The organism is Burkholderia sp. AU19243, from assembly GCF_018148075.1.
Lineage (GTDB): Bacteria > Pseudomonadota > Gammaproteobacteria > Burkholderiales > Burkholderiaceae > Burkholderia > Burkholderia latens_A.
This window is the reverse complement of record NZ_JAGSTV010000001.1, coordinates 440,126-454,674: the sequence shown is the minus strand read 5'-3', so window position 1 is coordinate 454,674 and position 14,549 is coordinate 440,126. Positions and strand designations below refer to the sequence as shown.

Annotated in this window: 15 protein-coding genes and 1 riboswitch; of the genes, 11 read left to right on the top strand and 4 right to left on the bottom strand. The window is 67.9% G+C overall.

From position 1 onward, the window contains the following. Positions 1-8: 8 nt before the first annotated feature. The 4 genes from KDW55_RS02150 to KDW55_RS02135 all read left to right on the top strand — a co-directional run bounded on the left by KDW55_RS02150 (position 9) and on the right by KDW55_RS02135 (position 4,404). Positions 9-905: an ABC transporter permease subunit gene (locus KDW55_RS02150; RefSeq protein ID WP_040143852.1), complete on the top strand. Its 897-nt coding sequence runs from the start codon at positions 9-11 to the stop codon at positions 903-905. A 24-nt stretch (positions 906-929) separates the two neighbouring features. Continuing rightward, positions 930-1,961 (top strand): ABC transporter ATP-binding protein, encoded by a 1,032-nt coding sequence (locus KDW55_RS02145; RefSeq protein WP_069241167.1) that lies wholly within the window; start codon positions 930-932, stop codon positions 1,959-1,961. A 38-nt stretch (positions 1,962-1,999) separates the two neighbouring features. Next, positions 2,000-2,824 (top strand): phosphodiesterase, encoded by an 825-nt coding sequence (locus KDW55_RS02140; RefSeq protein WP_069241166.1) that lies wholly within the window; start codon positions 2,000-2,002, stop codon positions 2,822-2,824. A 380-nt stretch (positions 2,825-3,204) separates the two neighbouring features. Then, positions 3,205-4,404, top strand: a complete 1,200-nt coding sequence (locus KDW55_RS02135; protein ID WP_212197803.1) for an MFS transporter — start codon at positions 3,205-3,207, stop codon at positions 4,402-4,404. 21 nt (positions 4,405-4,425) lie between these two features. On the opposite strand, the gene KDW55_RS02130 is transcribed toward KDW55_RS02135, so the two are convergent. Continuing rightward, positions 4,426-5,607: an EamA family transporter gene (locus KDW55_RS02130; protein WP_040143849.1), complete on the bottom strand. Its 1,182-nt coding sequence runs from the start codon at positions 5,605-5,607 to the stop codon at positions 4,426-4,428. A 490-nt stretch (positions 5,608-6,097) separates the two neighbouring features. Between KDW55_RS02130 and KDW55_RS02125 the strand changes: the two genes are divergently transcribed. Beyond that, positions 6,098-6,451 (top strand): type II toxin-antitoxin system RelE/ParE family toxin, encoded by a 354-nt coding sequence (locus KDW55_RS02125; RefSeq protein WP_212159967.1) that lies wholly within the window; start codon positions 6,098-6,100, stop codon positions 6,449-6,451. Continuing rightward, a complete protein-coding gene (locus KDW55_RS02120; RefSeq protein WP_059543716.1) occupies positions 6,448-6,729 on the top strand; it encodes an XRE family transcriptional regulator in 282 nt (93 codons plus the stop codon). The genes KDW55_RS02125 and KDW55_RS02120 overlap by 4 nt, the downstream gene beginning before the upstream one ends. A gap of 26 nt (positions 6,730-6,755) precedes the next feature. Here the strand turns inward: KDW55_RS02120 and KDW55_RS02115 are convergent, their stop codons facing one another. The 3 genes from KDW55_RS02115 to KDW55_RS02105 all read right to left on the bottom strand — a co-directional run bounded on the left by KDW55_RS02115 (position 6,756) and on the right by KDW55_RS02105 (position 8,558). After that, on the bottom strand, positions 6,756-7,544 hold the full coding sequence (locus tag KDW55_RS02115) for a molybdopterin-dependent oxidoreductase (protein ID WP_069241163.1): 789 nt from the start codon (positions 7,542-7,544) through the stop codon (positions 6,756-6,758). A gap of 30 nt (positions 7,545-7,574) precedes the next feature. Then, the gene (locus tag KDW55_RS02110; RefSeq protein ID WP_040144910.1) at positions 7,575-8,207 is read right to left on the bottom strand and encodes a cytochrome b/b6 domain-containing protein; all 633 of its coding nucleotides are present in this window, start codon (positions 8,205-8,207) and stop codon (positions 7,575-7,577) included. A 102-nt stretch (positions 8,208-8,309) separates the two neighbouring features. Further along, positions 8,310-8,558: a pentapeptide MXKDX repeat protein gene (locus KDW55_RS02105; RefSeq protein WP_059543720.1), complete on the bottom strand. Its 249-nt coding sequence runs from the start codon at positions 8,556-8,558 to the stop codon at positions 8,310-8,312. 268 nt (positions 8,559-8,826) lie between these two features. Continuing rightward, a riboswitch (TPP riboswitch) is annotated at positions 8,827-8,943 on the top strand. Between the two features lie 124 nt (positions 8,944-9,067). Between KDW55_RS02105 and thiC the strand changes: the two genes are divergently transcribed. The 5 genes from thiC to KDW55_RS02080 all read left to right on the top strand — a co-directional run bounded on the left by thiC (position 9,068) and on the right by KDW55_RS02080 (position 14,542). Beyond that, entirely contained in the window at positions 9,068-10,999 is a 1,932-nt protein-coding gene (gene thiC / locus KDW55_RS02100; protein ID WP_212148742.1) for a phosphomethylpyrimidine synthase ThiC, read from the top strand. 255 nt (positions 11,000-11,254) lie between these two features. After that, positions 11,255-11,470, top strand: coding sequence for a glycine zipper 2TM domain-containing protein (locus KDW55_RS02095; RefSeq protein WP_040143843.1), 216 nt, complete (start codon positions 11,255-11,257; stop codon positions 11,468-11,470). A 215-nt stretch (positions 11,471-11,685) separates the two neighbouring features. After that, the gene (locus tag KDW55_RS02090; protein WP_069241162.1) at positions 11,686-11,934 is read left to right on the top strand and encodes a hypothetical protein; all 249 of its coding nucleotides are present in this window, start codon (positions 11,686-11,688) and stop codon (positions 11,932-11,934) included. A gap of 159 nt (positions 11,935-12,093) precedes the next feature. Next, positions 12,094-13,020 carry a DMT family transporter gene (locus KDW55_RS02085; RefSeq protein WP_040143841.1) on the top strand — a complete coding sequence of 309 codons (927 nt, stop codon included), beginning with the start codon at positions 12,094-12,096 and terminating at the stop codon, positions 13,018-13,020. Between the two features lie 241 nt (positions 13,021-13,261). Further along, positions 13,262-14,542 carry an EAL domain-containing protein gene (locus KDW55_RS02080; protein WP_040143840.1) on the top strand — a complete coding sequence of 427 codons (1,281 nt, stop codon included), beginning with the start codon at positions 13,262-13,264 and terminating at the stop codon, positions 14,540-14,542. The last annotated feature ends 7 nt before the right edge of the window (positions 14,543-14,549 follow it).

Below are 14,549 nucleotides of genomic sequence, written 5' to 3'. Positions count from 1 at the left end.
AATCCTTCATGCAATCGCTTTCCGGTTCGTCCTCGCCGTCGCCGGCGCCAGCGTCGTCGCATGCGAGCAGCGTCGCACGGCGTGCGCCGCGCGTGTCCGGCGCGCGCGCGATCGCCGCGCTGCAATGGAGCATCACGCTGCTGTTGTGCGCATTCCTGATCGTGCCCGTCGTGATGTCGGTGCTCGCGGGCCTCACCGTCAACTATTTCCGCGGACTGTCTAGCGGCCTGACGCTGCGCTGGCTCGAACAGGTGTGGCAGCAATACCAGGGTTCGGTCGCGCTGTCGCTCGGCGTCGCGTTCGCGACGCTCGCGATCGTGCTCGCGATCGGCGTGCCGGCCGGCTATGCGCTCGCGCGCAGCAAGAGTCGCGCGGCCCGCGCGATCGAGGAGGCGCTCGTGCTGCCCGTCGCGCTGCCCGGACTCGCGTCGGCGCTCGCGCTGCTGGTCGTCTACGGCGGCTTCACCGCGTTCCGGATGAGCCTGTGGTTCATCGTCGTCGGCCACGTCGTGTTCACGCTGCCGTTCATGGTGCGCGCAGTCGCAGCGGTCGCGGCCGGCGCCGACCTGCGCACGCTCGAGGAAGGCGCGGCGAGCCTCGGCGCGTCGTTCGTCACGCGCTTCGTCACGATCGTGCTGCCGAACCTGCGCCCCGGGATCGTCGCGGGCGCGCTCGCGGTGCTCACGCTGTCGATCGGCGAATTCAACCTGACGTGGATGCTGCATACGCCCGACACCAAAACGCTGCCCGTCGGGCTCGCCGATACATATGCGTCGCTGCGTCTCGAAGTCGGCAGCGCTTACACGATCGTGTTCCTGCTGATGACGCTGCCGCTGCTCGTCGCGATGCAGTGGCTCGGCGTCGATCCGTCCGGCACGCGCGCGGTGAAGCGCCGCCCGCGCTGAACCCGTGCAGAACTTCTCGCTCCCATGAAACTCGATTCCACTCCGATCACCCTGACCCGCTGCGCGAAAACGTTCCGCGGCACGCGCGTGCTCGAACCGCTCGACCTGTCGATCGGCGCGGGCGAAACGCTCGTGCTGCTCGGCCCGTCGGGCTGCGGCAAGACGACGACGCTGCGCCTGATCGCGGGCCTCGACACGCCGGACGCCGGCGGCACGATCGCGTTCGGCAACGACGACGTCACCGCGCTGCCGATCGAACGCCGCCAGGTTGGCATGGTGTTCCAGAACTACGCGCTGTTTCCGAACCTGACGGTGCGCGGCAACGTGGGCTACGGACTCAAGATCCGCAAGACCGATCCGCGCGCGCTGCGCGAGCGCGTCGACGAACTGCTCGCGATGATGCGGCTCGACGCGCATGCGGATAAACCGGTCGATCAACTGTCCGGCGGCCAGCGCCAGCGGGTCGCGCTGGCGCGCGCGCTCGCGGTGCGCCCGCGCGTGCTGCTGCTCGACGAGCCGCTGACCGCGCTCGACGCGAAGCTGCGCGACGTGCTGCGCCGCGACATGAATGCGCTGCTGCGCGAGCTGGGCGTGACGACCGTCTACGTGACGCATGACCAGGCCGAGGCGATGGAGCTCGGCGACCGGATCGTCGTGATGGGCGCAGGCCGTATCGAGCAGATCGGTACGCCGCGCGACATCTACTATCGGCCGGCGAACCGCACGGTCGCGCAGTTCATCGGCACGCTGAACCGGCTTGCGGGACAATGGCGCGACGGCGCACTCGTGACGACGGGCGGTTCGATCGCGACGCCGTACGCCGCCGACGAGTGGTTCTTCCGGCCGGAAGACGCGCAGCTCGCCGATCCCGCGCATGCGCCGCTGCGCGGCGCAATCGGTGCGTGCGCGTTCCTGGGCGAGCGCACGCGACTCACGATCGAGCACGCGGCGCCCGACGCGCTCGTAGTCGACGTGCCGGGCCGCATCGAGCTTGCGCGCGGCACGGCGGTCGGGGTCGCAATCGCGGCGGAAGGGCTGATCGCGCTTGCCGCGTAGTACTGCCCCACGATAACCAGACATTCCGAGGAACGACGATGCTGCTTGCTCAAATCAGCGATCTTCATATCAAGCGTCCGGGCCAGCTCGCGTACCGGCGCGTCGACACGGCCGCCGCGCTCGCGCGCTGCATCTCGAAGCTGAACGCGCTGGTGCCGCGGCCCGACGCGGTGCTCATCACGGGCGACTTGACCGATTTCGGTCACGACGACGAATACCGCCATCTGCGCGAGCTGCTCGCGCCGCTCGAAATTCCGTATTACCTGATGGTCGGCAACCACGACGATCGTGCGGGACTGCGCCGCGCGTTCGCCGATCGTCCCGAACTGCACGGCGGCAAGTTCGTGCAGTACGCGCTCGACGTGGGCGACGTGCGTGTGCTCGCGCTCGATTCGCAGGTGCCCGGCACGAGCCACGGCGACCTGTGCGACGCACGGCTTGCGTGGCTCGCCGCGCAGCTGGACGCAGCGCGCGACCGGGCGGTGATCGTCGCGCTGCATCACCCGCCGTTCGTATCGGGAATCGGCCATATGGACGCACTGCGTCTCGCACCCGCCGCTGCCGCGAAACTCGATGCGCTGCTACGCGGCTACCCGAACGTCGAACGGGTGCTGTGCGGGCACGTGCATCGGACGATGTTCACGCGCTTCGGCGGCACGCTCGCGTCGGCCGTGCCGGCGCCCGCGCATCAGGTCGCCTTCGACGTGCGCGCGGATGCGCCATCCGCGTTCCGGCTCGAACCGCCGGCGTTCGCGGTGCACCTCCATACGCCGGACGCGGGAATGACGTCCCATCATGTGTATGTGGACGAAGGCGACGGACCGTATCCGTTCTATGAACCGAATGGGGAACTGGTCGACTGACCGTGCATCGCTCCCGCGTGACGGCGGGTGATGTCCGTCGCGATGCGTTGCGGCGGATTGCGACTGCGGACGATTGTGGGCGCTCACGCACGCCGTCGAGCCGCCAGCGCGCCGGGCGGGCAGTCGGCTTTCTGTCCGCCTTCAGGCTTCCGCCTTCCGCCTTCGCCTGCCGCCTGCCGCCTGCCGCCTGCCGCCTGCCGCCTTCCGGCCACCGACGTCCGCCTTCAGGCGGTCCAACCGCCCGGCTCCGCATCCGCCCGGCAACGCAGAATTTCCGCTGCTCCGGTATGATCGGCAGCCTCGACCGGCACTACGGCCGCCCGCGCAACCGCAGTCGCGCCGCACGCCCGCGCGCCGCCCCACTCCGTTCCGTCGCAGCCATGTCCTCCGCCTCCACCGACCGTCCGACCGACGCCGTCTCGCCCCATTACTCGCGCAGCCTGCTGTTGCTGCTCGCGACGATCGCCGGTGTGTCGGTCGCGAACATCTACTACAACCAGCCGCTGCTCGACAGCTTCCGCTCGGCCTTTCCCGACCGCGCGTCGTGGATCGGCGCGGTGCCGACCGCGACACAGCTCGGCTACGCGGCCGGGATGTTCCTGCTCGCGCCGCTCGGGGACCGCTTCGACCGCCGCGGGCTGATCCTGCTGCAGATCGCGGGCCTGTCGCTCGCGCTGATCGCCGCCGCGAGCGCCCCTTCGCTCGCGGTGCTTGCGGTCGCGAGCCTCGCGATCGGCGTGCTCGCGACGATCGCGCAGCAAGCCGTGCCGTTCGCGGCCGAGATCGCGCCGCCGGCCGAACGCGGACAGGCAGTCGGGACCGTGATGAGCGGCCTGCTGCTCGGGATTCTGCTGGCCCGCACCGCAGCCGGCTTCGTCGCCGAATATTTCGGCTGGCGGGCCGTGTTCGGCGCATCCGTTGCGGCGCTCGTCGCGCTGGCCGCGGTGATCGTGCTGCGGCTGCCGCGCAGCACGCCGACATCGACGCTGTCGTACGGCAAGTTGCTCGGCTCGATGTGGCATCTGGCGATCGAACTGCGCGGGCTGCGCGAGGCGTCGCTGACGGGCGCCGCGCTGTTCGCCGCATTCAGCGCCTTCTGGCCGGTGCTCACGCTGCTGCTGGCCGGCGCGCCGTTCCATCTAGGCCCGCAGGCCGCCGGACTGTTCGGCATCGTCGGCGCGGCCGGTGCGCTAGCCGCGCCTTACGCGGGCCGTTTCGCCGACAAGCGCGGCCCGCGCGCGATCATCTCGCTCGCGATCGCGCTGCTCGCGGCATCGTTCGTGATTTTTGCGCTGTCGGGGACGAGCCTCATCGGGCTCGTGATCGGCGTGATCGTGCTGGACGTCGGCGTGCAGGCCGCGCAGATCTCGAACCAGTCGCGCATCTACGCGCTGAAGCCCGAAGCGCGCAGCCGCGTGAACACCGTGTACATGGTGTGCTACTTCATCGGCGGCGCGCTCGGCTCGTCGGCCGGCGTCGCCGCGTGGCATGCATTCGGCTGGATCGGCATGTGCACGGCCGGCCTGCTCTTCACCGCGCTCGCGGGCTGGTGTCATTCCCGGGGCGCACGGCGCGGCTGAACCTCGCCGGACGCGCCGGCGTCACGCGTCGGCGCGCGACGCGGCCGGTTCGCCGTCCGGCGGCGGCGTGAATGCCGGCGCGGGATCCATGACGGCGGCCGGGTCGACGACGGCGCCGGGCGCCGGCACGGCGAGCGGTACCGCCGAAGGCGCGAGGATCGGCGCCGGATCGGACATTGCGGGCTGATCCGGGGCAGCTGCCGGCACCGCTGCCGACTCGGCGGCGGCGGCGCCCGCGCCCGACGAAACGTCGGCCGATGCGTGCGCCGCAGGCCGGCGCGCGGGATCGAACACGAACGACAACCCGACGCTGCCCAGAATCGCGACGGTCGCGACCACCGTCGCCGTCGTCACCGGCTCGCCGAGCATCAGCGCGCCCAGCGCGACCGCGACGATCGGGTTCACGTACATGCAACTGCTCGCGATGATCGGGCTCGTATGGCGGATCAGGTAGCCATACGCGACATACGCGGCCATCGTGCAGAACACCATCAGGTAAAGGAACGCGAACACCGGCGCCGCCGCGACCTGCTCGATGCGCTCGCCCATCAGCCATGCGGCGAGCGTGGACATCAGGCCGCCAAGCCCGATCTGCAGCGACGTCGACAGGAACAGGTCCGACGGCAGCTTGAGCCGCGTCGCAAGATGCGCGCCGCCCGCCCAGAACAATGCGCCGGCCAGCACGCAAATCGTGCCGAGCGCCGAGTTCGCGGCCGCCGCGCCGCCCGAGTTCAGCACGACGATGCCGACCATCCCGAGCGCGACGGCCGCCCACTCGCCCTTCGTCACCGGCCGCCCGGCGACCGCCGCGATCACGGTCGCGAACAGCGGCACCGTCGCGACCATCACCGCGGCCGAGCCGCTGCTGACGGTGCGCATCCCGAGCGCGATCGTGCCCGACGACAGCGCGACCAGCATCGTGCCGACGATCGCGGAGTTGCGGATTTCCAGCAGCGTCGGCCATTCGGGCTTGCGCCGCAGCGCGAAGATGAACAGGCCGATGCCGCCGAGCAGGTTGCGCAACCCCGACAGCAGCAGCGGCGGGAACGACTGCAGCGCGAAATGCAGCCCGCTGTACGTCGAGCCCCAGACGAAATAGATGAACACGAGGGCCAGCGCGACGCGGCCGCCGCGGCTTTGCGGCAGACGGATCCGGATCGGCAGGCGGGCGAGGAAATCGAGCAGGCGGTCGAGCGGAGTCATCGTTCAGCCCGCCCGCACGATGAGTCGCGTGCTCCGCTGGGTGGCGTCGGCGAGGCCGGCAAGCGGCCCCGACGGGACCAGGAAGGCGGAAGCGAACGTGCGGAACGACATGGCAGTGCGAACGGCGACGAATGAAAACCGGCGAGCGGCGGCAGAGGATCGAGAAAACGTGCGTGAACCGCTTCGGTTGCACACGCTCGGCATTATGGCATCAAGGATTCGAAAGCACCGTCCGACCTGTCTGAAAGGATATCGACTGATGTTTCGGCGCGACATTCGCGGCCACCGCGCGCGTTGAAGCCGCGGCCGAACACGCGTCGCGCAGGCAGCCCCGCGCTCGTCCACGCATCGCGATCGACACCTCGGGCCGACGGCCGGTCATGCGGTTCACGGGCCGCATTGCGTTTATGGCGTGACCGTTGTGACGCGCGGCATGCCCTTTCGGCGGCCGGCGTCCTGCCGATTCCACCGACACTACGCATACAAAATTTTGTATGCTGCCGCCCTCCTTCCGCCGAAACCGGTCGTTTTCTTGGGCAGCGGGCTGGACGCGCTTCGCGGCTTTCCGTTGCCGGCACGCCATGAAGCCGGTCACCAGTTCGACCCGGTGCAGCCCGGGATGACACCCGCCGACTGGAAGCCGATGCGCAACGTCGGGCCTGGCGTACGAGAAATCCGCCTGGGGGATGCAAGCGGCGCATTCCGGATCATCCACGTCGCGACGTTCGCCGACGCGATCTACGTGCTGCACCGCTCTCGCACGCAGTCGGCGCGCACCTGTCAGGCCGATATCGCGCCGGCCGCCCGGCGCTACCGGGCACTGACGTTGGAAACGAAACGATGAGCAACGAACGGCATGCGAGCGTGTGGCACGCAATCGAAAGCCGGCCGGCCGACGCCCGCAACATGAAGCTGCGCTCCGAACTGATGATCGCGCTCAAGCAGCGCATCGCGCCGCTCGAGCTCAGCCCGGCTCAGGCCGCGAAGCCGCTCGGCGTCACGCAGCCGCGCGTGTCCGATCTGCTGCGCGGCAAGATCAACCTGTTCGGGCTCGACGCGCTCGTGAACATGGCCGCGGCGGTCGGCCTGCGCGTCGAGCTGAAGGTGCGCGAATCCGCGTAACGCACGCGTCACGGCGCGTGCGCCGCTCACGATCCGCCGAACCAGTTGTAGCCCTGGTCGACCCAGTAGCCGCCCGGATAGGTGTCGGTCACGAAGATTTCCATGATGTGCTTCGGATTTTTGTAGCCGAGCTTCGTCGGCATTCGCAGCTTCATCGGAAAACCGAACTCCGGCGGCAAGCGACGGCCGTCGTATTCGAACGCGAGCAGCGTTTGCGGATGCAGCGCGGTTGGCATGTCGATGCTTTCGTAGTAATCGTCCGCGCATTTGAAGCCGACGTATTTCGCGTGCGTATCGGCGCCGGCGCGTGCGAGAAACGCACCGAACGGCGTGCCGCCCCAGCGGCCGATCGCACTCCATCCTTCGACGCAGATATGCCGCGTGATCTGCTCCGCGTGCGGCAGCGCGTACAGTTCGTCGAGCGTCCACACGCGCTTGCCGGTCACGCGGCCCGACAGCACGAGCCGGTACGTCGACGCGTCGACATGCGGCACGTCGTCGATGCCGTAGTACGCGTTGAACGGGAACGGCCGCGTGATGTCGGCTTCGGTGTAAGTCGGCGCGAGCCGCTCGCCGCTGAAGAGCCATGCCTGCACGCGATCGTTCAGCCGCGATACGCGCTCCAGAAACGTGTTGACCGATGCATCGTCATGCAGCGTGCAGCCGGTCAGCATCGTCAGGCCGCCGAGCGTCAGGATGCGCCGGTTGAACAGCCGCCGCGACGGCATTTCCAGCTCGCGGCGCACGTCGAGCGCGAGCGAGTGGCGGTCGAGCGCCCAGCGCGAATCGTCGCGCTTGATTTCGGATTCCGACATGATGATTTCCTTCGTCCGGGATTCGACGGATCAGCGGCCGCGCAGCATCGCCAGCAGCGAGCGCGGCACGAGCAGCGCCATCGCGACGTGCACGACGAAGAACGCAACCAGCAGCGACATCGCCCAGAAATGCACGACGCGTGCGTTGTCGTAGCCGCCGAACAGTTCGCGCAGAAGCGGGAACTGCACCGACTTCCAGATCGTCAGCCCCGACAGCACCAGTACGATCAGATCGACGATCGCGATCAGGTACGCGGCACGCTGCACGGCGTTGTAGACGCTCAAATCGTCGTGCGCGAGGCGCCCGCGCAACGCGGCGCGCACGTCTCGCCACACCGACGCCGGCGTGACGGGCAGCATCTTGCGCGCGAGGCGTCCGGTCGCGATTGCCATCGTCAGATAGAACAGCCCGTTGCCGACGAGCAGCCACATCGCCGCGAAATGCCATTGCAGCGCGCCGCCGAGCCAGCCGCCGAGCGTGATGCCGTGGGCAAACGTGAATGACGGATAGATCGGCGATGCGTCGTAGATTCGCCAGCCCGACAGCGCCATCAGGATCGCCGCGAGCGCGTTGAGCCAGTGGCTCACGCGCACCCATAGCGGATGAATCGGGCGCGCGGGCGGCGCGGCGGCCGCGCGGTTCGTGGCGGGGACGGTTTGCATGATGAACACTCCCGAAACGGGTCGAACAAACGCAACGAGACAAGACGCGGCGCGCGCGGCCGGCGATCGTCGAGCACGCGCCGGCCGCCCGCGCCGGCGGCGTCAGTTGGACGGCGCCATCTTGTCGCCCGACGACTTGCCCATCGCGTCGTGCGACATCGCGTCCTTCTTCATCGCATGCTTCTTCATGGCGCCCTTCTTCATCGCGCCATCCTTCGCCATCGCGTCGTGGCCCATCGCATCCTTCGACATCGACGAACCGTTTTGCGACATCGCGTCGTTCTGCGCATACGCGCCCGTTGCAAGGGTGGCGAAAGCGGCGACGCAGGCGGCGACCAGTACGTTTTTCATGACATTTCTCCGAAACATGGGTTTGAGGAGCCCAATAGACGGACGACGTCGCAGGAAATGACAGCCGGTCCGAAAATATTTTTCGACCGGCCGGACGCCATCGCGATGCTGCACTGCTACGCCACTGCCGGCCGCATGGCCGGCGCGGGCAACGGCTATCGATGATGCGGCGCACCGTCGGCACGCGACGCCAGCATGCGCGGACCGGTGCCCGCGCATGCTGGCGTCGCCGGTTGAAACCGCCGCCAAGCCGGTGTATCGTGTGCCCTTGCTAACGCGGGGGTCCTGCAATGCGTTCGGTCAAACAACCGGCATTGCGGGTGAGAAATACCCTTTGAACCTGATCTGGATAATGCCAGCGCAGGGAAGCGTACGGATTCCGCCGCCACTCTTCTGACGAATCCGCCGCCTCACCAAGCCTCGTCTCCTGCTTAGCTCGAGCCCCCCAATTCGTCAAGGGCTCCGGGCAAGCGCCGCCGCGCGTGTCCGGCGCCCGCACAGGAGATTGCATGAACGCCAATCCGAAGTTTCTGTCTGCCGACGCTCACGTCGACGCCGCTGCCGTCGCCCCGCTGCCCAATTCGCGAAAGGTTTATGTAACCGGCTCGCAGCCCGACATCCGCGTGCCGATGCGCGAGATCACGCAGGCCGACACCCCGACCGGCTTCGGCGGCGAAAAGAATCCGCCGATCTACGTATACGACACGTCGGGCCCGTACACCGATCCGGACGCGAAGATCGACATTCGCGCGGGCTTGCCCGCGCTGCGCCAGCGCTGGATCGAAGCGCGCGGTGACACCGAGGTGCTCGACGGCCTGTCGAGCCGGTACGGCCGCGAGCGCGCTGCCGACCCGGCCACCGCCGACCTGCGTTTCCCGGGCCTGCACCGCAACCCGCGCCGCGCGCAGCCCGGCAAGAACGTCACGCAGATGCACTACGCGCGTCAGGGCATCATCACGCCGGAAATGGAATACATCGCGATCCGCGAGAACCAGCGCCGCGCCGAATACATCGAGAGCCTGAAGTCGAGCGGCCCGAACGGCGCGAAGCTCGCCGCGATGATGGGCCGTCAGCACCCGGGCCAGGCGTTCGGCGCCGCGGCCTTCGGCGCGAACGCACTGACCGAGATCACGCCCGAGTTCGTGCGCGACGAAGTCGCGCGCGGCCGCGCAATCATCCCCGCGAACATCAATCACCCGGAATCGGAGCCGATGATCATCGGCCGCAACTTCCTCGTAAAGATCAACGCGAACATCGGCAATTCGGCCGTCACGTCGTCGATCGGCGAGGAAGTCGACAAGATGACGTGGGCGATCCGCTGGGGCGGCGACACGGTGATGGACCTGTCGACCGGCAAGCACATCCATGAAACGCGCGAGTGGATCATCCGCAACAGCCCGGTGCCGATCGGCACGGTGCCGATCTATCAGGCGCTCGAAAAGGTCAACGGCAAGGCCGAGGACCTCACGTGGGAAATCTTCCGCGACACGCTGATCGAGCAAGCCGAACAAGGCGTCGACTACTTCACGATCCATGCCGGCGTGCGCCTGCAGTACGTGCCGCTCACCGCGAACCGGATGACGGGCATCGTGTCGCGCGGCGGCTCGATCATGGCGAAGTGGTGTCTCGCGCATCACAAGGAAAGCTTCCTGTACGAACACTTCGAAGAGATCTGCGAGATCATGAAGGCGTACGACGTGAGCTTCTCGCTCGGCGACGGCCTGCGGCCCGGCTCGATCTACGATGCGAACGACGAAGCACAGCTCGGCGAGCTCAAGACGCTCGGCGAGCTCACGCAGATCGCGTGGAAGCACGACGTGCAGGTGATGATCGAAGGCCCCGGCCACGTGCCGATGCAGCTGATCAAGGAGAACATGGATCTCCAGCTCGACTGGTGCAAGGAAGCGCCGTTCTACACGCTCGGGCCGCTGACCACCGACATCGCGCCGGGCTACGACCACATCACGTCGGGCATCGGCGCCGCGATGATCGGCTGGTTCGGCACCGCGATGCTGTGCTACGTGACGCCGAAGGAACACCTCGGGCTGCCGAACAAGGACGACGTGAAGGAAGGGATCATCACGTACAAGCTCGCCGCGCATGCGGCCGACCTCGCCAAGGGCCATCCCGGTGCGCAGGTGCGCGACAACGCCCTGTCGAAGGCGCGCTTCGAGTTCCGTTGGGAAGACCAGTTCAACCTCGGCCTCGATCCGGACAAGGCGCGCGAATTCCACGACGAAACCTTGCCGAAGGATTCGGCGAAGGTCGCGCATTTCTGCTCGATGTGCGGCCCGCACTTCTGCTCGATGAAGATCACGCAGGACGTGCGCGAGTTCGCGGCGCAGCAAGGGGTGTCCGAAAGCGAGGCGCTGCAGAAGGGGATGGAGGTCAAGGCCGTCGAATTCGTGAAGACCGGCGCCGAGATCTACCACCGCCAGTAATCCGGCGAGCGAGCGATGCGGTCCATGCGGGCCGCGTCTTCGCGCACTGAACGAAGCCCGCTTCCGAGCGGGCTTTTTTGCGGGCGCGCCCGCATCGGGCGTGCCTGTGACGGCCCGCGAAACAATTGATTACGAAACCGCAAGCGCCTTAACAAGTCCTTACAGCAGCCGCAGGAGGCGGCGCGTAGATTGGGTTCATGCGCGGCCGCGAGCCGGTCGCGCGACCTCCCATTCACTACCACAAGGACAACGATCATGAGCTATTCGATTCGGCGTTTTGGGGTATGCGCGCTGCTCGTTGCGACGGTAGCCAGCCTGTCGGCCTGCGATTCGATGTCGCGGCGCCAGCGCGATACGGCAATCGGTGCCGGGGTCGGCGGTGTAGCGGGCGCGGCGATCGGTGGCAATGCGCTGTCGACGCTCGGCGGCGCGGCCGCAGGCGGCCTCATCGGCAACCAGATCGGCAAGTAAGCCGGGCCGCGCCCGCGGCTCCGGGCGCGAGGCGGTTCCATCGGACGGCGTTTCCGCGATGCGGAAGCGCCGTTTTTGCATCGCGCGGCGCGCCGGGGGCGGCGAGGCGCGCGATCCTGTGCGGAAATGATCCGTTACCGTTTTGCGCCCCCTGTCATCGTTCGACGGCCTAAGCTTAAGCATCTGCCGATTGCCGGCCGCGCCGGAGAGACATCATGAACAGGACCCTCGTCGCCGCGGCGGTCGCGTGCGCGACACTCGCGGGCTGCTATTACCCTTACGGCTACTATCCGTCCGGCTATTACACGGCCGCGCCGGTCCAGCCCGCGCCCGTGTACGTCGACCCCGGCCCTGCGTACTACTATCCGGCGCCCGTCTATGCGCCGGCATGGGGCGGTTACTGGGGCCCGGCGCTGTCGCTGAACTTCGGCTTCGGCGGACGCGGGGGCTGGCGCCATCATTGAGCGAACGAGCCGGCCCGCGCTCGGCTGCCGGGCGGGTTCGCGCCGGCGGCACGTGAACGACGTGGATCGTCCGTTTCTTGTCGTTTCATCCGATCGTGAAACGACGCCTCGGTAACGCGGTGTAAGATTCATCGCATCCCGTCCCTGCCCGCCCCGCCGATGTCGCCCAAGAACGCATTTCTGCTGACCGTCCTCGCCGCCCTGTGGGGCGCGTCGTTCCTGTTCATCCGGGTGGGCGTCGCCGAACTCGGCGTCGCGCCGTTGATGGCGCTGCGGGTGGGTATCGGCGCGCTGTTCCTCACCGGCCTCGCGCTGACGCGCTTCAAACCCGCGGAGCTCGGTGCGCGGCTGCGCCGGCACGCGTGGCCATTGTTCGTCGTCGGCGTGCTGAACTCGGGCGCGCCGTTCTGCCTGTTCGCATATGCCGAACTGACGCTGTCGGCCGGCGTGACGTCGGTGATCAACGCGACGACGCCGCTGTGGGGCGCGCTCGTCGCGTATCTGTGGCTCAAGGACAAGCTGTCGCTCCCGCGTGCGCTCGGCCTCGTGATCGGTTTTGCCGGCGTGCTTACGCTCGTATGGGATCAGATCGCGAACGCGCATGGCAGCGCCGGTGCGAGCGCGACCGCGCTGGCGGCCGCCGCCGCGCTCGGCGCGACGCTGCTGTACGGCATCGCGGCCAACTACACGAAGCGCAAGCTTAGCGGCGTCGATCCGCTCGTCAACGCGACCGGCAGCATGATCGGCTCCACCGTGCTGTTGCTCCCGTTCGCGATTGCGACCTGGCCGGCGACCGCGGTCGGCGCACATGCGTGGGGCGCCGTGCTCGCGCTGGGCGTCGCGTGTACGGGCATCGCTTACTTCATCTTCTTTTATCTGATTGCTCATGTCGGCCCCGCCCGCGCGATCACCGTAACGTTCGTGATCCCAGTGTTCGGCCTGCTGTGGGGTGCGCTGTTTCTCGGCGAACACGTTTCGGTCGTCATGATCGAAGGCTGCGCGATCGTGCTGGTCGGCACCGCGCTCGCGACTGGCGTGATCAAGCGGATTCCCGGGTTCGGTTCGCGCGGCGGCGAAGCGGCCTGAGCGGTACGGCGGCCTTTCCGTCCCGCATTCCGGCGCCGGCCGCGTGGCGCGAACGCCGGTGTAGCGTTTGCGTCTGGAGTTACCCTGATACGCGCGCCGCGCCATTCCCGTTACACTCGAGACACTCATCCGCAGAAGGCGGTCACGATGCACCACGTTTTTTCGCGTCCACCTGCGCGTGCGACGGCTTTTGCGTGGCGGCACGACATCCCCCTTCGTTCGCCGCCGGGCGCCCGTTGACATGAAGCCCTCCCGCGACCTCTCGCTCGATTCCCTGCTCGAACGCCTCACGCCGACACCCAGCGGCTGGATCGCCACGTACCGCGACACGACGCTGCGCAGCGTGTTTCAACCCGTGCTGTCGATCACGCACAAGCGCGTAGTCGGGTACGAAGCATTGCTGCGCGTCGTCGATCCGAACGGCACGCTGGTGTCGCCCGTCGCGCTGTTCGACAAGACGCGCGCCGCCGCGGATGCGCTGCTGCTCGACCGGCTCGCCCGCTGTCTGCACACGGCCAACTTCGTCGCGCAAGGAATCGGCGACGGCTGGCTGTTCCTGAACGTGACGCCGCGCGTACTCGATTCGGGCCTCGTGCAGCGGGAATTCGTCGAGGCGCTGTGCCGGCATTTCGCGCTGCCGCCGAACCGGATCGTGCTTGAAGTCGTCGAGCAGCCGTCGCGCGACGAAGCCGCGCTCGCGCGCACGATCGACATGATCCAGCATCGCGACTTCCTGATCGCGATCGATGATTTCGGCACCGGCTTCTCGAATTTCGATCGCGTGTGGCGCGCAAGGCCCGATATCGTCAAGCTCGACCGCTCGCTCGTCGAGCGGGCGAACGCGTCGGCCGACGATCGCCGGATCATGCATCACCTCGTATCGATGCTGCATCAGGCCGGCGCGATGGTGCTTGCCGAGGGTGTCGAAAGCGACGACGCGCTGCAGACGCTCATGGAGGCCGACATCGATTTCGTGCAGGGCTTCCAGTTCGGCCAGCCCGACGCATCGATCGCGCACGCGAGCGCCGCGGCACCGGCGATGCTCGACGCCGCATGGCAACGCTTCATCGCGCGGCGGCACACGCCCGCGATCGCCGAGCAGCCCGGCTTCGATGCGATCGAGCGACTCGTGCTCGCCGGCGCGACCGCATTTTCCGCAAGCGGCAACCTGCAGGACGCCGCGCGACGCGTATTCGCGGTACCGGCTGCGCGACGCGTGTTCGTTACCGACGAGATCGGCGAACAGTTCCTGCCGTCGATCAGCGCACATCCGGAAGACAGCCTCGCAGGCGGCACGCGACTCGCACCGCTGTTTCCCGAAACGCACAGCAACTGGTCGCGACGCCCATATTTCCAGCGTGCGATCGCGGCGCCGGGGCGCGTCGCATTGATGGGCCCGCACTTCTCGCTGACCGAAGGCCGCGACTGCTACACCGCCGCGGTCGCGATCCGTGCGCAGGGGCGTCTCGTCGTGTTCTGCGTCGACTTCGTACTCGACAGCGCGGGAACCGTGATGCGATAGCGCTTGG